We start from the raw sequence: 17,959 nt of genomic DNA, 5'->3' as shown, positions 1-17,959 counted from the left end.
GGTCGGATGGAGATCCAGGGGCTGCCCGGTCGGGTGCTTGGCGAGCTCGGGCCGGCGATCGCGTCCGGGGAGATCCCCGAGGGCGCGGTGCTGCGCGGGGAGGAGCTGGAGGAGCGGTTCGGGGTGTCCCGGACGGTCGTCCGCGAGGCGGTGCGAGTCCTGGAGGGGATGCGCATGGTGGCGTCCCGGCGACGGGTCGGCATCACCGTGCAACCCAAGTCGCTCTGGGACGTCTTCGACCCGATGGTGATCCGCTGGCGCCTGGCCGGCGCCGACCGGTCCGCCCAGCTGCGCTCGCTCGGCTCGCTGCGGATGGCCGTCGAGCCGGCCGCCGCCGCCCTCGCCGCGCTGCACGCCAGCGACGACGACCGGCGCGAACTCAGCTCACTGGCCGTGGAGTTGACGATGACCGCACGGGCCGCCGACCTGACCGCCTTCCTCGGGCACGACATCGCCTTCCACTCCCTGGTGCTGCGCGCCTCCGGCAACGAGATGTTCGCCCACCTCGGGGACACCGTCGGCGCGGTGCTCACCGGCCGCACCGAGTACCACCTGATGCCCCATCAGCCGGAGCCGTACGCGATCCGGCTGCACCGGGAGGTCGCCGAGGCGATCTGCGCCGGCGACGCCGGGCACGCGGAACGGGCGATGCGGACGATCGTCACCGGCGCGCTGGAGGAGCTCAACCTGCAGTTGGGCTGACCTCCTCGGTGGTCGCGCCGCCGCCCGCCCGGATGACACGATTTGGCATCCGCTCGGCGGTTTGGGAGGCATGGTCCCGGTTCGGCGGGGCAGAGTGAGGCGGGGGGCGCATGACGCGAGCACCCGTTCCCCGTCCACCACCGATCGCGCGCCTGGGGGTCGCTCGATGTCCGTGCCACGCCGCCGTCGCCGCCTGCCCGACGAGGTACGCGCCGCCGCAGTCCGGGCGGTGCTCTCACTGGCCTTCACCCTGGTGGGCGTGGTGGTCGCCACGCTCGCCTCGTACGCGGGCAGTTGGCTGCTGATGCCCGCTCTGCTGGCGATGGGGCTCGGGGTGTTCGGCAGCATGTGGTGCCTGCTGGAGATCCTGATCTCCCGCCAGGTCGCCGCCCAGCGCCAGCGCGGGCCGAACTCCGCGCACCCGATGGCGGGCGGCCGGGCGGCGCCGCCCGAGCCGCTCGCCGGCCGGCCCCTCCCCCGGCCCGACCAGCGGTACCGGCCGAACCCGCCGCACCAGCCGGGGCAGCCGTACCAGCCGGGGCAGCCGTATCCACCGGGCCGGCAGCCCCGGCCGGGCCAGCGGCCCACCGGGCCGGGCGGCCAGGCCGGCCAGCCACCGCTGCCGACCGGCCGGCCCTGGTGACGGGTGCTACGGCACGACCCGGTAGTGGGTGGTGAGCCGGCCGTCGTCGCCCAGCACGTGGAAGGCGAGCATCGGCGGGTGGTCGAAGGAGATGCCGCGCCCGCCCTCGCAGGGCAGGGTGGTGGTGGACACGACGCCCGGCGCGACCAGCAGCGGCAGCCCGGCGAAGGTGGTCGCGGCCGGGGTGTGCGAGTGGCCGCAGAACAGGGCCGCCACCCGGGGGTGACGGCGCAGCACCTCGGCCAGCCGGGCCTCGCCGAACTGCCGGATCTCGTCGACGTACGGTATGTGCAGCTCGACGGGCGGGTGGTGGAAGGCCACCAGCGCGGGCAGGTCGGTCCGTCCGCCGGCCAGCCGCTCGTCCAGCCAGTCCAGGGTCGTGTCGTCGAGCAGGCCGTCGTGCTTCCCGGGGATCGACGAGTCGAGCATCAGCACGTCGGCGCCCGGGAGTTCGTGCAGCCGGTTGATCGGCTCCGCGCTCGCGGCCTCGCCGAGCAGCACCTCCCGGTAGGGCGCCCGGACGTCGTGGTTGCCGGGGCACACCAGCACCGGGTGGCGGGACTTCAGCACCCGGGCGACCTGCGCGTACTCGGCGGGCAGGCCGTGGTCCGCGAGGTCGCCGGTCACGAGCACCGCGTCCAGCGGGCCGGGCAGGGCGTCGAGGTACGCCATCACCTGCTCGGCCCGCCGCCGCGCTCGCTTGCCCCCGTCGTGCCGGTGGACCTGGCCGAGGTGGATGTCACTGAGCTGCGCGATCGTCAACATACGGGCAACGCTAGGCCTTCGGAGCCGCCTCCGTCGGGCGCTTGAACATCCGAGTGGCGGTGATCTCACCGTGGACGGTCGGACCGTCCGGGTCCTGCGGGGCCGGCAGCCCCGGGCGCAGGTGCTCCTCCACCGAGATGTACTTGAGGCCGGCGCGCAGGTCCGCGTCGTTGCGCAGCCGGATCACCAGCGGGAACTCGGCGAGCGCGGTGGTGTCGAACAGGCCGGTGGTGTAGATGAGTTGGACGCCGAGCGCGTCGGCGACGGCGCGCTGCAGCTCCAGCAGGTAGGTGGCGTTGGCGCGACCGATCGGGTTGTCCAGGAACAGCGTGCCGGCGTGCCGGAGCTGGGACTGGCCGCGGTCGTTGGCGCGCAGCGCGGCCATCGTGCAGTACAGCGCGATGGCGGCGGTGAGCAGCTGGCCGCCGGAGAAGACGTCGGACATCTGGCCGACGCTCACCCGCTCGGCGCGCAGCACCGCGTCGGGCTTGAGGATCTCGACGCTGACCCCCTTGGGGCCGATCGCGGCGGCGACGCCGCGCAGCAGCAGGGACATGCCGTCGCGGCGCAGGTCGCTGTTCTTCCTGACGGCGGCACGGGTGGCCTCGTCGATGACCTCGCCGAGGCGCTCGACCAGGGTGGCGTGGTCCGGGTCCTCGAAGCGGATCCGCAGGAACTCCTGGCCGGACCACTCCCCCAGGCCCTCGGGCAGCCGGGACAGCCGCTGGGCGGCGCGCAGGGTGGTGAGCGAGGACTCGACCAGGCCGCGCAGCCGGTCGACGATCGAGCCGCGGTTCTTCTCCAGCTGGGCGAGCTCGTCGGTGAGCACCCGCAGCCGGGGCGCGAAGGCGGCGGCCCAGTTGGCGGCGTGCTCGGGCAGCGCGGCGGCGGGCAGTTCGCGGATCTGCTGGCGGGCGGGGGTGCGGACGGCCTCGTAGCGGGCGGCGTTGGCGTGCCGGACGAGGGCGTCGGCGGCGTCGCGGACGGCGAGTTCGGCGGAGGACAGCTCGGCGACGGCCGTGCGCAGACCGCGCCGGGCGTCGGTGGCGGCGGTGCGGGCCTCGGGCAGCGAGCCGAGGTACGGCTCGACCGGCTGGCCGTCGTCCTCCTGGTGGTCGCGCAGGCCGTCGCGCAGCTGGCCGGCGAGCTCGTCGAAGTCGGCGGCGGCCGACTGGGCGGCGTCGAAGGTGCGCTGGAGGTCGGCGTGGGCCGTCCGGGCCCCGTCCAGGGCCTCGCGGCGCTCGGCGAGCCGGCCGGTGGCGGTGCGCAGCAGGGTCTGGGCGTGCTCGGGGTCGGTGGGGACGAGGTCCGCGGGCAGCTCGGTGTGCGCCTCGCCGTCCGCGGGGGCGGAGCGTTCGGCCTCGCCGCGCAGCCGGCCGAGCTGTTCGCTGGCGGCGGCCGAGCGGGCCTCGATGGTGGCGACGAGTTCCTCGGCGCGGGCGGCGGCGGCCTGGCGGGCCGGGCCGTCGGCGCCGTCCGGGCTGCCGAGCAGTTCCTCGGCGCGGGTGCGGACCTTGTTGGTGAGGCGGTCGAGTTCGGCCGCGGCGGCGGCCTCGTCGCCCTCGGCGCGGGCCTGTTCGGCGCGCAGGTCGGCGCCGACGCCGACCTTCTCGTACAGCTGGGAGGCGGCGCGGTAGGCCTCGCGCAGGGCGGGCAGGGCGGCCGGGGCGGCCTGCTCGGCGGCGTCCTCGGTCTGCTCGGCGGCGGGGATCTCGGCGCGCTCGCCGCGCAGCGCGCGGCCCGTGCGGCGGGCGTCGTCGGCCGCGCGCTGGGCGGCGCGGCGGTCCTCGTCGCAGGTTCGGGCGCGTTCGGCGCAGACGCTCTGGCGGCGGTCGCACTCGGCGGCGTCCTCGGCGAGTTCGCGCTGGCGGCGGGCCCAGGTGGCGCGCTCGCGCAGGCGGAAGGCCAGGCCGGACAGGGCGTCGGCGCGGCGGCGGGCGCGCTGGGCGCTCTCCCGGTGCTCCTCGTGGGCGGAGGCGGCGGCCGCGTGGTCGGTCTCGGCCTCGTCGTGGTCGGCGCGCAGGGTGGCGAGCGCGGCGGTGGACTGCTCGGCGTGCTCGCGGGCGGCCTCGGCCGCGGCGGCGAGCTCGGCGAGGGTGCCGGGCGGGCAGGACGCGTGCCAGGAGGCGAGGCGGGCGGCGAGGGCGCGGTCGGCGCCGAGGCGGCCGGCGAGTTCGCGGATGTGCTCCTCGCGGGCGGCGGCGCGGGCGCGCAGTTCGCGGCGCTCGCCGTCGGCGGCGGACTCGTCGTGCATGGCCGGGTTCGGCGGCACCAGGAAGAAGGCGGGCTCGTCGGTGATCGGGGCGATCAGCGAGGCGGCGGCGCCGACGGCGACGGTGGAGCGGGGCAGCAGGGCGGCCGAGCGCAGGGCCTCGCGGGCGCGCTCCAGCGAGGCGGGGTCGGTGACCACGACGCCGTCGACGAGTTCGGGGCGGGCCGCGAGGATCGACTCGTGGTCGGCCGGGTCGACGGACTGGGCGAGGTAGCGCCAGCCGGGCAGCGCGGGGATGCCGTGCTCGGCCAGGTACTCGACGGTGGCCAGCACGTCGGGGCCGGGCGGCAGCAGGCCGCCGTCGCCGAGGGCGGCGAGGATGCGGGAGTCGTCGGCGGCGGCCGTGCGCAGGTCGAACAGGGTGCGCTCGGCGGTGGCGATGGACTCGTCGAGGAGTTCGCGCAGGTACTCGGCGTTGCGGTCGAGCACGGCGGGCGTGAGGAAGCCGGCGTCCTCCTCGGCACCGTCCTGGTAGGGCGTCAGGGAGAGCAGGTCGGCGAGGCGCTGCTCGGTGGCGAGCAGGGCGGCGGTGCGCTGCTCGGCGGCCAGGGCCTGGGCGGCGGCCCGGCGGGCGTCGCCGGCGCGCTCGGCGGCGAGTTCGGCGCGCCCGGTGGCGGCGGCGGCCTCGCGCAGCCGGGCGGCGGCGGTCTCGGCGGCCGTCCGGGCTTGGCTGAGGGCGGCCGCGGCGGCCTTCTCGACGTCGGCGGCGTGCAGGGCGGCGCGGGCCGGGTCGACGTCGCCGTCCGCGTCGATGAAGCCGGCCTCGACGGCGGCGGCGGTCTCCTGCTCGACCTCGGCGAGGCGCTGGCGCAGGTGCTCGGACTCGCTGCGGGCCTTCTGGGCGGCGGTGGCGGCCTCGGTGGCGTCGGACTGCGCCTTGGCGCCGTCCTCCTGGAGTTCGCCGGCGCGCTGCTCCTCGGTGTCGGCGCGGGCCTCGGCGGCCGCGGCGGCGGTCTCCAGGGCGCGGGCGAGCGCGCTGGCGGCGCGGGCGCGGGCGGCGAGCGCGGGGGCGGCGTCGAGTTCGGCCTCGCGGATGGCGGCGGCGACCCGGGTGACCCGGTCGGCGGCGGCGCGGTGGCGCAGAACGGCCTCGGCGGCCTGCCAGGCGGCGTGCAGGGTGCGGGCGTCGGTGAGTTCGCGGCGCAGCGCGGCGGCGTCGCCGGTGGCGGCGGCCAGGCCCAACGAGGCGTGCCGGTAGGTGAGTTCGTCGACGATCAGGCTGTGCCGGGTGCGGTCGGCCTCGGCGGCGGTGACGGCGCTCGCGGCGGCGGCGACCTCGATGGCGAGGTCCTGGGCGCGGTCACGTTCGGCGGCGGCGCGGCTGCCGAGGGCCTGGGCGAGGCGGCGGGTGCGGCGCTCGGCGGTGCGGTGGGCCTCGCGCACGGACTCGCGGGCGACGGTGGCCTCGGCGATGCGCTCCAGGAGCTCCAACGAGCCCGCGGTGAAGTCGCGTTCGGCGGTGAGTTCGGCGCGGCGGCCGAGCTTGGCGGCGAAGCCGTGGACGAGGTCGGCGAGGCCGTCGGTGTCACGGGTGTCGGTGACGGCGCGCAGCAGGAGGTCGGTGAAGTCGCTGTCGTGCTTGACCGCGAAGAGGCCGGCGGCCTCGCCCTCGTCGGCGTTCATCTCGCGCTGGTAGCGGAAGAGTTCGGGATCGAGGCCGAGTTCGCCGAGGTGTTCGGTCCAGCGGTCGTGGCCGTCCTCGAAGACCAGGTCGAGGTGGGTGTGGGCCTTGCCGGCCTCCGCCATGGCGTCGCGGAAGCCCTTCATGGTGCGGCGGCGGCCGCGGGCCTTCTGGTCGCCGGCCAGGCTGACCCGTTCGGCGACCGGCAGGGAGTCGAGGGTGAGGCCGGGGCCGGGGCGGAAGGAGTACCAGGTCTCGGCGAACTTGCGCGGGTCGGAGGAGACCTGGCGGCCGCGCCACTCGCTGACCTTGCCGACCACGATCAGCTCGCCGGTGACGGTGTGCTGCCACTCCAGGGCGACGTGGCCGCAGTCGTCGGCGAGCAGGAACTTGCGCAGCACGCCGGAGCTGGCACCGCCGAGGGTGTTGCGGTGGCCGGGGAGCATCACCGAGAAGATCAGCTTGAGCAGGACGGACTTGCCGCCGCCGTTCTCCAGGAACAGCACGCCGGCCGGGGCGGGGCGGCGGACCGGGCCGTCGAGGTCCTCGCCGAACAGGCCGATCTGCTGCGGGGCCGGGTCGGCGACGGGCTCGCCGACGCCGCGCAGGTCGAGCACCGTGTCGGCGTAGCGGGCGCCGGCCGGTCCGATCGAGTAGAGGCGGACCCGGTTCAGCTCGTACATGTGCGGCGGTTCTCCGTGCTGTCTGCGTGAGTGGGGCTGGTGTCGGAGCTAGGAGGAGGTCAGAGTGAGTGGAACGGCAGACCGGCGTCGGCGACCAGGTCGTCGGCGGTGTCGGGCGGCAGCAGGCTGGCGGTGCCGTCCGAGACCGGGACGACGCCGAGGTCGAGCAGCTCGGCCATCGCGGCGCTGCCGGCCAGGTCGCGGACCTGGAGCTGGTAGCGGGCGGTGGTGCGGTAGGTGCCGCCGGAGTCGTCGGAGACCTTCTGCAGGAAGCCGGAGTCGACCAGGAACAGCACGGCCTTGGCGACGATGCCGGTGGTGGAGCCGGAGAGCCGGCGGGCGTCCTTGGTGGCACCGGTGGCGGTGCGCCGGGACCACACCCGCCAGGCGGCCTCCAGGCCCGGGGCGTCGGAGGCCGGGTCGGTGTTGGCGCCGTCCGCGTCGGCCTGCTCCTCCAGGCGGCGGCAGGCCTGGCGGACGAAGGAGTCGATGCCGTTGACGGTGATCCGGCCGAGGTAGCCGTCGTCGGCGAGGTCCTCGGGGCGGGGGAAGGCCATCGCGGCGACGGCGAGGTGGGCCAGGCCGTGCAGGAAGCGGTCGGTGGACTCGGTGGCCGCGCGGCGCGAGTAGTCGCCCATCCGGACGGCGAACAGCGAGTCCTCGGCGGCGGCGACGGCCATGCCGGCGCGCGGCGACACCTCCAGGACGACCAGGCCCATGCCGGTGGCGATGGCGTCGGCGAGGCGGGCGAACGGCGGGTCCTCGCGGTGGCGGCGGACCAGCTCGGCGTACTCGGCGTCGCGGGCCGGCAGCAGCTTGGCCTGGAGGCCGAAGGAGACCAGGCGGGCCGCGTCGGCGACGTCGGCCGGGGTGATCGGCGCCGGGGCCGCGGGTTCGGTCTCGGCCGCCCGGGACGTGTCGTGGTGGGTCGTCACGGGCGGTGCTCCTCGGGGGTGGCGCGGTGGTTGTGGTTCGTCAACTCGGTCGTCCCGGCGGCTCAGCCGGCGTCCTTGCGCTCGGCGGCCATGCCGGCCGCGTCCAGCAGGGCGCTGCCGACGATCAGGTCGGCGCCGCCGAACTCCGGGTCGCGCAGCGGGGTGCCGTCGTCCACGGCGAACAGCAGCCGCTCCTCGCCCTGGCGGTAGGCGGTGCCGACCGGCGGGCTGGCGGCGTGCACGGCGAGCAGGGCGACCAGGTACGGCAGGTCCGGGTCCTGCTTGCGGGCCTCGGCGAGCAGGCCGGAGAGCCGGCGGGGGGCGTCCGCGGGCAGGTCGAGCAGCAGCAGGGCGGCTTCCAGCTGGGCCTCGGAGAAGCGGCTGTCGTCCGGGGTGGCGACCAGGTCCGGGTCGGGCAGCTCGGCGCCGAGGTGCTCGCGCTCGACGGGCGGGGTGAGCAGCAGGTCGACCAGGTCGGCGACCCGGACGGAGACGGGGGTGCGCAGCCCGGCGCCGCGCGCGAAGAACGCGCCGGTGGGGCGGACGGCCTGCTCTACCGGCAGCCGCAGCACCGGGTCGAGCAGCTGCCCGTACAGGTCGATGCCGCTGCGGGCGCCGGGGGTGGCGAAGGCCTGCCGGTCCTGCTCGGCGCGGAACAGCGGGCCGGCCTCCAGCAGGCGGGTCTGCAGCTTCGTGTGGCGGCGGATGCAGTCCTTGACGATGTCGAGCAGCTCGGCGGCGCGGCGCTTGTGCTCGGCCCCTTCGGGGCTGTGCGGCTCGGCCTCGTCGCGGGCCTTGCGGATGTTGGTGAGAATCGCGTTCTCGTGCCGGTAGCGGTCGGCGATGTGGTCCAGGGCCTCGTCGATGAGGTCGGGGATGGTCCGCATCCAGTCGACGGCGCGGACGTTGCGGCGGGTCGCCTCCAGGGCGCGGCGCAGCGTCTCGGCGTACTGGACGGTGCGGTAGCGGGCCTGTTCGGCGGCGAGCTGGGCGTCGGCCAGGCGGCCGCGGCGGATCAGCACCTCCAGCTTGACCTCGGCGGCGATCTGGGCCGAGGTGACGTCGGTGTCCAGCGCGCCGACCAGGACGTTGACCGCCTCGTCGGTGGTGCGCAGGTAGACCCCGCCGTCCGGGCCGGGGACCTCCTCGATCAGTTTGAAGTCGTAGTCGCGGCGGACGTACTCGCCGTCCGCGCCGAAGGTGCCGTAGACGGCGCGGAAGCCGCGGTCCACGCTGCCGACGTTGATCATCGACTCCAGCACCCAGCGGGCGACCCGCTCGTGCTCGGCGGTGGGGCGGTTCGGGGCCTGGGCGGCGACCCGGGGCAGCAGCCGGGCGAGCACTATGTCGCGGTCGGCCCCGGTGTCGAAGTCCATATGCAGGGTGACCAGGTCGATCGCGGCGAGGCCGACCTCGGCCATCGCGTAGCCGCCGTACTCGCCGGCCAGGTTGACCTTGCGGTTGTCCAGGTCGTGCAGCGGGGCGGTGCAGGCCAGGGCCTTGAGCCGGCGGGCCAGGCCCTCGTCGGCGGCGGGGCCGGGCGCGGGGCGCGCGGCGGGCACGCCGACGGCACCGGCGGGGCCGGACGCGCCGGCGGACGGCCGGAGGCCGGGCTCGGTGGGCTGGTCTGCGATGGCGGTCACGGTGGACAAGATTAGAGGTTCGCACCGACATCGACCGAAACGGACCTTGCGGGCGGCTGCGGTCATGGCCGGAGGGCGGGATTCCGGCCGGGTTCAGAACGTGGTTCCGGGCGGATCCGGCTCGATTCGCGCCGGCGTTCGAGGAGGCGCTGGAGGAGGCCGTGGCGCCGGGCCGGGGTCGGGCGCGCACCCGGGGAGCAGCCTGTTGAACGTGTTCAAGGGGGCGCGTTGAACACGTTCAAACGCAGGGCCTAGAGTTGGTTCCACGCAGGCGGCACAAGGCCGGACCTGCTCTTCGGCATGCCCGGCGGGCGTGCCCGGCCTGGAGGTGGGCGAGATGGACGGCGACCCCGCGGTCATCCTGCGCAAGGTCCGGCGGTGGCTCTGGTTCTTCGTGGTGTGCCTGGTGCTGAGCGGCCTGACCGCCTTCCCGCTGGAGACCGAGAGCCGCTGGCTGGTCGAGTTCTCCTCGGGGCCGGCCGCACCGGTCACCGAGCACTTCCCGGCCGTCACGGCCTGGTTCGAGCGGGTCCACCAGGGCATCGCCGAGACCGACGAGCGCTACCCCTTCCTGGCGTACGGCACCGACTGGCTCGCCTTCGCCCACCTGGTGATCGCCGCCGCCTTCTGGGGGCCGATCAAGGACCCGGTCCGCAACGTCTGGGTGATCCGCTGGGCGCTGATCGCCTGCGGCGCCCTCATCCCGCTGGCGCTGGTCTGCGGGCCACTGCGCGGGATCCCGCCGCTCTGGCGATTCATCGACATGTCGTTCGGGATCCTCGGCGCCGTCCCGCTGCTGATCGTGCTCCGGGCCCTCCGTCCGCTGGAACGTTCCTTCTCGGCGCGACTGGCCGAAAGCTGAGCCGAACGGCTTCGCGGCACCGCTCCGGAGCGTATGGAGCGGCGCCGAGCGCCGGTGCGTGCGCCGGGGGTCGGGCCACGGAACACGGGCTTCATCCGCAGGCCCTACCATCTGGCACAACAGCTGCTGGGAGGCGGACGGGCGTGGCCGATGCGGTGATCGATCTCAATGCGGATCTCGGGGAGGGGTTCGGGCGCTGGACCCTGACCGACGACGAGGCACTGCTGTCCGTGGTGACCAGCGCCAACGTCGCCTGCGGCTTCCACGCCGGCGACCCGTCGACGATGCGCCGGGTCTGCGCGCTCGCCGCCGAACACGGCGTCCGGATCGGCGCCCAGGTCTCCTACCGCGACCTGGCCGGCTTCGGCCGCCGCGCGATGGACGTCCCCCCGGAGGAACTGGCCGACGAGATCGCCTACCAGATCGGCGCCCTCCAGGTCTTCGCCCGCGCCGCCGGCTCCCTGGTCTCCTACGTCAAACCGCACGGCGCCCTCTACAACAGGACCGTCGACGACTCCGAACAGGCCGAGGCCGTCGTCGCCGGCGTGCTGCGGGCCGGCGCGGTCTGCGACGGGCCGCTGCCCGTCCTCGGCCTGCCCGGCTCCCGGCTGCTCGCCGTCGCCGAGGGCGTCGGGCTCCCGGTCGTCACCGAGGCGTTCGCCGACCGCGCCTACACCCGGGCCGGCACCCTCGTCCCGCGCCGCGAGCCCGACGCGGTCGTGCACGACCCCGAGACGGTGATCACCCGCGCCGTCGACATCGCCCGGGACTCCTCCGTCGAGGCCGCCTCCGGCGAGCGGATCCCCGTCGCCGCCCGCTCCCTGTGCGTCCACGGCGACACCCCCGGCGCGGCCCAGCTCGCCTGGCGCATCCGCGGCGCCCTCGCCTCGGCCGGAATCCGGGTCGAGGCCTTCACGTGACCTCGCCCGCCGTCCGGCGCGTCGGCGAGCGGGCCCTGCTGGTCGAACTCGCCGGCCCGGCCCAGGTCGCCGCGCTCTACGGCTGGCTGCGGGAGCGGCGGGCCGCCGGGGCGCTCGGCACGGTCGAGGAGCTGGTGCCCGCGGCGCGCACCGTCCTGCTCGACGGCGTCGCCGACCCGGCGGCCGTGGCGGCGCTGCTGCGCACGGCCCGCCCGGAGACCGCCGCGGCGGCGGGCGGGCCGCTGGTGGAGGTCCCCACCGTGTACGACGGCCCCGACCTGGGCGAGGTCGCGGCGCGCTGGGGCGTGTCCGAGGAGGCCGCCGTGCGCATCCACACCGCGCCCGAGTACGTCGTCGCGTTCTGCGGCTTCGCCCCCGGCTTCGGCTACCTCACCGGCCTGCCCGCGCGGTACGGGGTGCCGCGCCGCGACACCCCGCGCAGCGCCGTCCCGCCCGGCTCGGTCGCCCTGGCCGGGCCCTTCACCGGCGTCTACCCGCGCTCCTCCCCCGGCGGCTGGCAGCTGCTCGGCCGGACGGCGCTCGCCCTCTGGGACGCCGGGCGCGAGCAGGCGGCCCTGCTGGCGCCGGGGGTGCGGGTGCGGTTCACGGCGGTCCGGGCGGCCTAGGACGGTCTCGTGGATCCTTGCCGGTCGGGCAGGCGGCGCCGGGGTGCGGGCGTCGGCGTGGCTCGCCGCGGGATGGGTGCAGCGCGGCCGGGAGCGGCAGGCTTAACCGGCGGGCCGGTTGGGCAGGTTGCCGGGGCCGAGCGCAACACCTTTGACGGGAGGCCGAGTTGAGCGAGCTGTTGGTGGTGCGGCCGGGGCCGTTGACGACCGTCCAGGACCTGGGGCGACGCGGCGTGGCGCACCTCGGGGTGCCGCGGGCCGGGGCGCTGGACGAGCCGGCGCTGCGCGCGGCCAACCGGTTGGTCGGCAACGAGCCGGAGGCGGCCGGGCTGGAGACGACGCTCGGCGGGGTGGCGCTGCGGGCGCTCGGCCCGGTGGTCATCGCGGTCACCGGCGCGGCGGCGCCGGTCCGGGTGGACGGCCGGCCGGCCGCGTGGGGTGCGGCGGTCGCGGTGCCGGCCGGGGCGCTGGTCGAGGTGGGCGAGGCGACGGCCGGGGTGCGCAACTGCCTGGCGGTGGCGGGCGGGATCGCCGTGCCGCCGCTGCACGGCAGCCGTTCCGCGGACCTGCTGTCCGGCCTCGGGCCCGCCCCGCTGGCGGCCGGGGACCGGCTGCCGGTCGGCCCGCCCCCGCCGGGTGGGGACCGACCGGAGCTGGTGCCGCTGCCCGCTCCCCCGGCCGAGCTGGTGCTGCGGCTGCGCCTCGGCCCGCACGCGCGCTGGTTCGCGCCGACCGCGGTGGCCCGGCTGGCCCGCGCCCGGTACCGGGTCTGCCCCACGAGCAACCGGATCGCCCTGCGCACCGAGGGCCCGGTGGTCGCGCGCGCGGCGGCGGGCGAACCGCCCGGCGACGGCATGGTGCTGGGCGCGGTGCAGATCCCGCCGGACGGGCGGCCGGTGGTGTTCCTGGCGGACCACCCGACCACCGGCGGCCACCCCGTGATCGGCGTGGTGCCGGCCGCCGACCTCGCGGCCGCGGCCCAGGCCCGGCCGGGGACGCCGGTGTGCTTCGCGCCGCTGCCGGAGCTCTGACCTCAGCGCCGCAGCAGCACCTCGGCGACGGCCCGCTGGGCCGGGTCGAGCACGGCCCCCGCACCGTCCTGCGCCGCCCAGACCGCGTTCTGCAGCACCCGGGCGAGCGTCCAGGCCGCGGCGGCCGCGCGGTCCAGTTCCAGCACCTCCGTCAGCAGGTCGAAGCGGCGGCGCAGGGCCCGGGCCGGGTCGTCGGCGGCGAGGACGTCCGCCCAGCGGTTGCGCAGTGCCGGGAGCAGTTCGAAGCCGGGGTGCCCGGCGAGCGGCTTGGGGTCGATGGCCAGCCAGGGCTCGGTGCGGTCGCTGCCCGGGAGCGGGGCGAGGACGTTGCCGTAGTGCAGGTCCCAGTGCAGCAGCCGGTCGCCGGGCTCGGCGCGGACCTCGCGCAGGGCGGCTGCGCAGTCGGCGAGCAGCCGCCGCTCGGCCGGGGCGGCGAGGGCGTCGGCCGCCTCGGCGGCGGCGCGCAGCAGCCGGTCCGCGACCTGCGCCAAGTCCCTCAGGCCCGCCGGTGCTTGATGATCCGTCAAGTCCCTCAGCAGCTGGGCCAGGACGTGCAGGGCGGCCCGGTCGTCCGGCAGGTCGAGCAGCGAGCGGGCGGCGTCCAGGCGCTCCAACAGCAGGCTGCCGGTGGCCGGTTCGTGCGCGAGCAGGCGGACGGCTCCGCGCCCGCCCCAGGCCCGTAGCGCGGCCGGTTCGCCCGCCGTCTCCTCGTCCACCCGCTGGAGCTTGAGGACGGCGGGTGTGCCGTCCGCGCGGCGGACGGGCAGCACCAGCGCGACCGCGCCGTGCGCCGGCGGGCCGTCCGGGCGCAGCTCCCAGCGTTGCAGCAACTCCCCGGCCAGCGCCGGCAGTCGGGCCGACCAGGCCCGCCCGTCCGGGCCGAAGAACTCCTCCAGCGACGCCGCCAGCGCGGGCGGCACCTCGACGGGCATCGGCGGGCTCCTCTCGGGTGGCCCGGTCAGCCTAGTTCAGGCCGCGAACGAGCACGGGCCGCGGGCCGGTTCAGGCGGCGAGCGCCGCCGCGGCCGCCGCCGCGAAGCCGTCCGGGTTGTCGATCATCAGGTTGTGCCCGCAGTCCGGCACCGCCTGCACCCGCACGCCCGCCGCGCGCAGCCCGTCCGCGCCCTGGGGCTCGCCGTCCGCGAGCGGGTGGAGGAAGGTGCGCGGGAGGTCCAGGCCGAGCAGCATGTCGCGCATCGTGGGGACGGTCGCGCGGGCGAGGTGGACGGCGCTGCGGTGCAGCGCCTCGGGGCCGGCCAGCCGCATCGTGGACCACCAGAACGGGCCGACCCGGTCGGCGGTCCGTTCGCGCCCGCCGGCCAGGAACTCCGCCTCGGTCCAGCTCGCGATGCCGCTGCTGCCGGCCCGGGCGGGCGCGGGGGCGATCGGGTCGAGGTTGGCGTCGGCCAGGACGAGCCGCGCGACCAGTCGCGGGTGCCGGTGGGCGAGCACGATCGCGACCGCCCCGCCCATGCTGTGGCCGATCACCTCGGCCGCCTCGACCCCGGCGGCGGTGAGCGCGGCCGCGACGGTGTCGGCGTGCTCCTCCAGGGTGTACGCCCAATCGGCGGGCCGGTCGCTGAGGCCGAAGCCGAGCAGGTCGAGCAGCAGCGAGCGGCGCCCGGCGAGCAGCGGGTGGGCGGCGGTGGCCGCGAAGTAGGCGGGCGAGCTGGAGCCGAGGCCGTGCAGGTAGAGCCGGGCGGGTTCGGCGCCGGGCAGCTCGACCCAGCGGATCCGGTCGCCGTTCGGGGTGACGGGGGCTTCGCGCACTGCGGGGCTCCTGCTCCGGGTACTCCGCGGCCGCCGGACGCTCCGGGGCCGTCTCGGAGACTTCGACCATACCTCGTCATCGAGGTATAGCGATAGCGATATACCCATCGGCCGAGGGAAGGATCTGCGACAGTGGCCCCATGCTGAAGCTCGCCATCCTCGGATTCCTGTACGACCGGCCCCTGCACGGCTACGAGCTGCGCCGCCACCTCAGCGCGCTCACCGGCCACGTCCGCCCGATCAGCGACGGCACGCTCTACCCCGCGATCAAGCGCCTGGAGGCCGCCGGCCTGCTGGTCCGCGAGACCGAGCCCGGCAGCGCCGCCGCGCCCCGGCACACCCTGCACCTCACCGGGGGCGGACGCACCGCCCTGCTCGACCACCTGCGCGAGCCCGAGCCGCTGGACATCAGCGACGAGAACCGCTGGTTCACCCTGCTCGCCTTCCTGCGCCACCTCGCCGACCCCGCCGCCCAGGCCGCCGTGCTGCGCCGCCGGCTGGCCTTCCTCGCCGAGCCCGCCAGCTTCTTCTACGAGGACGAACGCCCGCTCGGCGCCGAGGAGTTCGCCGACCCGTTCCGGCGCGGCCTGCTGCTGGTCGCCCGCGCCACCAGCGAGGCCGAACTCGGCTGGCTGCACGCCACGTTGGCGGAGCTGGACGCCACCCGGACGGAAGCGGACGCCACCTCGACGGAACCGGACGACGCGGCCGGCGCCCGGCCGGGCGCGGAGTGACCAGGAACGGAGTGACCAGGAGCGGAGACTGACCGAAAATCCGCCCGCCAACCGCCTTCCGCCCCCACCGCGGGCGTGTTCCGATGGCGGACATGAGCGACGACACGTACACGAGCAGCACGGACGCCAACGGACCGCACTCCGGCCAGGACCGGCGCCAGGGCTACGACGGCACCGGTCCGGGCGCGATCACCCCGGACGGCTGCGCCGTCGAGATGTGGCTGCGCCTGCCGGCCGGCGACGCGCCGGACGTCATCGAGGCCGCGGTGCCGGCCGGCGCGCACATCCTCGAACTCGGCTGCGGCGTGGGCCGGATGACGCACCCGCTGACCGACCGCGGCTTCACCGTGACGGCCGTCGACGAGTCCGCCGAGATGCTGGCCCGGGTGCGCCCGGAGGTCCGCACGGTGCGCAGCCCGATCGAGCGGCTGGACCTGGGCGAGCGCTTCGACGTCGTCATGCTCGCCTCCTTCCTGGTGCACGCCGGGGACGCGAAGGTCCGCCAGGGGCTGCTGGAGACCTGCCGCCGGCACGTCGCCGAGGACGGCTGCGTGCTGATCCAGCGCGAGGGCGCGAAGGTGCACCGGGACGTGCCCCGGGAGACCCCGGTCGGCGACGGCCTGGCCCGGGTCGTCTCCTCCACGCCGGTCGGCGACGGCGTGAACTCCGTCCACGTCGAGTACGAGTTCCCGGACGGCCACTGGACGCAGACCTTCCTGTCCCGCCCGCTCGACGACGAGCAGTTCGAGCGGGCGCTGGCGCAGGCCGGGCTGCGGATCGAGAGGTACCTGACCGAGGACCGCGTCTGGGTCCGGGCGCGGGCCGCCGGCTGACACCCGCGGACCTGGGCGCTGTCATTGTTCCGCCCGGCGCTGCGCTCCGATCCGGACGCCCGGATGGGCTGGTTCGTGATCATCGGCACCCTGCCGATCGGCATCCTCGGCAAGCTGTTCCAGGACAGCATCGAGACGCACCAAGATCGGCGAGGGCCCGGCGCCCGACGCGGGCTCGATCAAGTAGAACCGGGTTCCAGAAATCCGGTCCGGCAGGCCCCGGGAGTGCCCCGGAACCCGAACGCCCGACCGGAAAACAGCGGTGGGCCGGGACATCCGTCCCGGCCCACCGCAAACGCGACGCAGCCGCCCTAACGTCCGAACTCCCGGGCGGCGGTCAGTCGGCCGCGGACGGCGGCATGGACCTCGGCCTCCTCGGCCGGGTCGGCGGCGAGCCTGCGCAGCCGCTCCAGCACACGCGCGTCGCCCGTGGTGGCGACATGGCGCGCGGCGAGCTCACGCGTGGACTCCTCGCAGTCCCAGAGGCACTCGACGGCGGGCCCCTCGGGGAAGTGCACATCGGTGGCGGCGAGCGCCTGGGCGGCGCGGCCGCGCAGGTCGGAGGAGGCGGCCTCCCCGTAGATGTGGCGCAGCACGGGGACGGCGTCGGCGGCGGCCAGCCGCCCCGCACCGTCGACCAGCGAGCCGAGCCCGCAGCCGACCACGCCCCTGACGGAGATCCAGCGGCGCAGACCGGCGACCACCAGCGGCGCGTCGGCCGGCTCGCCCACATCGGCGAGCAGCCGGACGGCGGCCTCGCCGAGCGCGCTGTCGGCGGCGCCGCCGGCCGGGTCGGCCCAGCGGCGGGCGTGGGCCAGCACCTCGGGGCCGCGCATCCGGCCGAGCAGCTCCAGGGCGGCACGCACGATCCGGTCGTCCACGTCCGCGGCGGCGGCCTCGATGAGCTCGATGGCGGCCGGGTCGCGCTGGTCGACGAGGTGGCGCAGGGCGGCCCGGCGCGCGCCGGGCAGGCCGCCCGCGGCGGCCTCCAGCAGCAGCGGGCGGTCCTCGGGCCGCACGACGGCGGTCAGGCAGCGGGCGGCCGCGGCCGCGCGGCGGTCCACCGCGTCGGGGGCGGACGGGTCCTCGGCGGGGCGCGGCTGCTCGGACCGGGCGAGGAACGCGCCGGCGCCGAGGCCGCCCAGTTCACCCTGGTCGGCCCAGGCCAGCACGTCGGCCGTGGACCAGCCGGGGGTGACGCCGCTGCGGTTGAGCTGGCGCTGCCAGAGGTCGAAGGGGGAGTGTTCGCTGGCCGCCGCCACCCTCGGGTGGTAGGCCGCCCACAGCCGCCAGGGCCGGGGCTCATACGCGTTGCGGATGAACTCGCGCAGCTCGGCGTCGCCCTCGGGGCCCGGCGCGAAGCGGTCCAGCACGGCGGTGCCGAGCAGCAGCAGGCCGCGGTCGTCGTCGCGCAGGGCGAGCTCGTCGAGGGCCCAGGCCCAGTTCGCGCCCGTGGCGGCGTACTCGCGCAGCATCAGCAGCGCGTCGCGACGGCCGTAGGCGGCGAGGTGGCCGAGGACGGAGAGGGCGAGACCGGTGCGGCACTCGTCATCGCTGACGAGGTCCTCGGCGGAGTGCAGGTGGTCCTCGATGCCGTCGAGCGGCGCTTCCAGGTCCATGTAGATGCGGGCGTAGTACAGAGAGCGGCTCTCGACCTGCCAGTCGGCTCGCGGATCTCTGGTGACGCACTCCTCCAGGGCGGCGATGGCCTCGGTACGGTCGGCGGCCAGCGCGTGGAGCTGCCCGTCACCGCGGCCTCGCTGCAGGAGGCCGAGGAGGCTGGCACTAGGTGCTATCACTGGCTCGAACATGAGGTCAGCATCCGTTGCGGCGGTCGTAGTGGCAACGGGATTTCCGTCGCCGGGGGTCTCTGGTCGGTACTGCGGTGGGCGCCCGGGCGCCGGAATCACCGAAGGTTA

The 17,959-nt window shown here is 76.2% G+C and carries 15 protein-coding genes; 8 read left to right on the top strand and 7 right to left on the bottom strand.

Annotated features, from left to right (window positions below; translation table 11 throughout):
* The first annotated feature begins 6 nt into the window (after nt 1–6).
* Complete coding sequence (locus ACPC54_RS35020; protein ID WP_498970504.1) at nt 7–702, top strand: FadR/GntR family transcriptional regulator; 696 nt, start codon at nt 7–9, stop codon at nt 700–702.
* Between the two features lie 166 nt (nt 703–868).
* Nucleotides 869–1,345: a hypothetical protein gene (locus tag ACPC54_RS35015; protein ID WP_498970503.1), complete on the top strand. Its 477-nt coding sequence runs from the start codon at nt 869–871 to the stop codon at nt 1,343–1,345.
* A 6-nt stretch (nt 1,346–1,351) separates the two neighbouring features.
* On the opposite strand, the gene ACPC54_RS35010 is transcribed toward ACPC54_RS35015, so the two are convergent.
* The 4 genes from ACPC54_RS35010 to ACPC54_RS34995 all read right to left on the bottom strand — a co-directional run bounded on the left by ACPC54_RS35010 (nt 1,352) and on the right by ACPC54_RS34995 (nt 9,183).
* Entirely contained in the window at nt 1,352–2,110 is a 759-nt protein-coding gene (locus tag ACPC54_RS35010; RefSeq protein ID WP_498970502.1) for a metallophosphoesterase, read from the bottom strand.
* 10 nt (nt 2,111–2,120) lie between these two features.
* Nucleotides 2,121–6,686, bottom strand: a complete 4,566-nt coding sequence (locus tag ACPC54_RS35005) for a hypothetical protein (RefSeq protein WP_498970501.1) — start codon at nt 6,684–6,686, stop codon at nt 2,121–2,123.
* Nucleotides 6,687–6,745: 59 nt separating this feature from the next.
* The gene (locus ACPC54_RS35000; RefSeq protein WP_498970500.1) at nt 6,746–7,621 is read right to left on the bottom strand and encodes a hypothetical protein; all 876 of its coding nucleotides are present in this window, start codon (nt 7,619–7,621) and stop codon (nt 6,746–6,748) included.
* Nucleotides 7,622–7,683: 62 nt separating this feature from the next.
* The gene (locus ACPC54_RS34995; RefSeq protein ID WP_498970534.1) at nt 7,684–9,183 is read right to left on the bottom strand and encodes a hypothetical protein; all 1,500 of its coding nucleotides are present in this window, start codon (nt 9,181–9,183) and stop codon (nt 7,684–7,686) included.
* Nucleotides 9,184–9,601: 418 nt separating this feature from the next.
* On the opposite strand from ACPC54_RS34995, the gene ACPC54_RS34990 reads away from it, so the two are divergent.
* From ACPC54_RS34990 to ACPC54_RS34975, 4 genes are all read left to right on the top strand, one after another.
* Nucleotides 9,602–10,126: a hypothetical protein gene (locus ACPC54_RS34990; protein WP_498970499.1), complete on the top strand. Its 525-nt coding sequence runs from the start codon at nt 9,602–9,604 to the stop codon at nt 10,124–10,126.
* Between the two features lie 143 nt (nt 10,127–10,269).
* Nucleotides 10,270–11,046, top strand: coding sequence for a LamB/YcsF family protein (locus ACPC54_RS34985; RefSeq protein ID WP_498970498.1), 777 nt, complete (start codon nt 10,270–10,272; stop codon nt 11,044–11,046).
* Nucleotides 11,043–11,672, top strand: a complete 630-nt coding sequence (locus ACPC54_RS34980; protein WP_498970497.1) for a 5-oxoprolinase subunit B family protein — start codon at nt 11,043–11,045, stop codon at nt 11,670–11,672. The genes ACPC54_RS34985 and ACPC54_RS34980 overlap by 4 nt, the downstream gene beginning before the upstream one ends.
* A gap of 167 nt (nt 11,673–11,839) precedes the next feature.
* On the top strand, nt 11,840–12,703 hold the full coding sequence (locus ACPC54_RS34975) for a 5-oxoprolinase subunit C family protein (RefSeq protein WP_498970496.1): 864 nt from the start codon (nt 11,840–11,842) through the stop codon (nt 12,701–12,703).
* Nucleotides 12,704–12,705: 2 nt separating this feature from the next.
* Here ACPC54_RS34975 and ACPC54_RS34970 read toward each other — a convergent pair whose 3' ends face one another.
* Both ACPC54_RS34970 and ACPC54_RS34965 read right to left on the bottom strand, forming a co-directional pair.
* On the bottom strand, nt 12,706–13,635 hold the full coding sequence (locus tag ACPC54_RS34970; RefSeq protein WP_498970495.1) for an aminoglycoside phosphotransferase family protein: 930 nt from the start codon (nt 13,633–13,635) through the stop codon (nt 12,706–12,708).
* A gap of 70 nt (nt 13,636–13,705) precedes the next feature.
* Complete coding sequence (locus ACPC54_RS34965) at nt 13,706–14,473, bottom strand: alpha/beta fold hydrolase (protein ID WP_498970494.1); 768 nt, start codon at nt 14,471–14,473, stop codon at nt 13,706–13,708.
* Between the two features lie 140 nt (nt 14,474–14,613).
* Here ACPC54_RS34965 and ACPC54_RS34960 point away from each other — a divergent pair, with 140 nt between their 5' ends.
* Together ACPC54_RS34960 and ACPC54_RS34955 are read left to right on the top strand one after the other, a co-directional pair.
* On the top strand, nt 14,614–15,207 hold the full coding sequence (locus tag ACPC54_RS34960; protein ID WP_498970493.1) for a PadR family transcriptional regulator: 594 nt from the start codon (nt 14,614–14,616) through the stop codon (nt 15,205–15,207).
* Between the two features lie 92 nt (nt 15,208–15,299).
* On the top strand, nt 15,300–16,040 hold the full coding sequence (locus ACPC54_RS34955) for a class I SAM-dependent methyltransferase (protein WP_498970492.1): 741 nt from the start codon (nt 15,300–15,302) through the stop codon (nt 16,038–16,040).
* A gap of 311 nt (nt 16,041–16,351) precedes the next feature.
* On the opposite strand, the gene ACPC54_RS34950 is transcribed toward ACPC54_RS34955, so the two are convergent.
* The gene (locus ACPC54_RS34950) at nt 16,352–17,851 is read right to left on the bottom strand and encodes a HEAT repeat domain-containing protein (RefSeq protein ID WP_498970491.1); all 1,500 of its coding nucleotides are present in this window, start codon (nt 17,849–17,851) and stop codon (nt 16,352–16,354) included.
* Nucleotides 17,852–17,959: the final 108 nt, after the last annotated feature.

This window comes from Kitasatospora sp. NPDC094028 (genome assembly GCF_049543595.1).
Lineage (GTDB): Bacteria > Actinomycetota > Actinomycetes > Streptomycetales > Streptomycetaceae > Kitasatospora.
This window is presented reverse-complemented; position numbering and strand designations above follow the sequence as displayed.

What these genes read in the sequence shown, in the direction of transcription:
- ACPC54_RS35015 (WP_498970503.1), top strand. Translation starts at nt 869, where the DNA reads ATGTCCGTGCCACGCCGCCGTCGCCGCCTGCCCGACGAGGTACGCGCC.
- ACPC54_RS34955 (WP_498970492.1), top strand. Translation starts at nt 15,300, where the DNA reads ATGAGCGACGACACGTACACGAGCAGCACGGACGCCAACGGACCGCAC.
- ACPC54_RS35020 (WP_498970504.1), top strand. Translation starts at nt 7, where the DNA reads ATGGAGATCCAGGGGCTGCCCGGTCGGGTGCTTGGCGAGCTCGGGCCG.
- ACPC54_RS34950 (WP_498970491.1), bottom strand. Translation starts at nt 17,851, where the DNA reads ATGTTCGAGCCAGTGATAGCACCTAGTGCCAGCCTCCTCGGCCTCCTG.
- ACPC54_RS34990 (WP_498970499.1), top strand. Translation starts at nt 9,602, where the DNA reads ATGGACGGCGACCCCGCGGTCATCCTGCGCAAGGTCCGGCGGTGGCTC.
- ACPC54_RS35005 (WP_498970501.1), bottom strand. Translation starts at nt 6,686, where the DNA reads ATGTACGAGCTGAACCGGGTCCGCCTCTACTCGATCGGACCGGCCGGC.
- ACPC54_RS34960 (WP_498970493.1), top strand. Translation starts at nt 14,614, where the DNA reads ATGCTGAAGCTCGCCATCCTCGGATTCCTGTACGACCGGCCCCTGCAC.
- ACPC54_RS34970 (WP_498970495.1), bottom strand. Translation starts at nt 13,635, where the DNA reads ATGCCCGTCGAGGTGCCGCCCGCGCTGGCGGCGTCGCTGGAGGAGTTC.
- ACPC54_RS35010 (WP_498970502.1), bottom strand. Translation starts at nt 2,110, where the DNA reads ATGTTGACGATCGCGCAGCTCAGTGACATCCACCTCGGCCAGGTCCAC.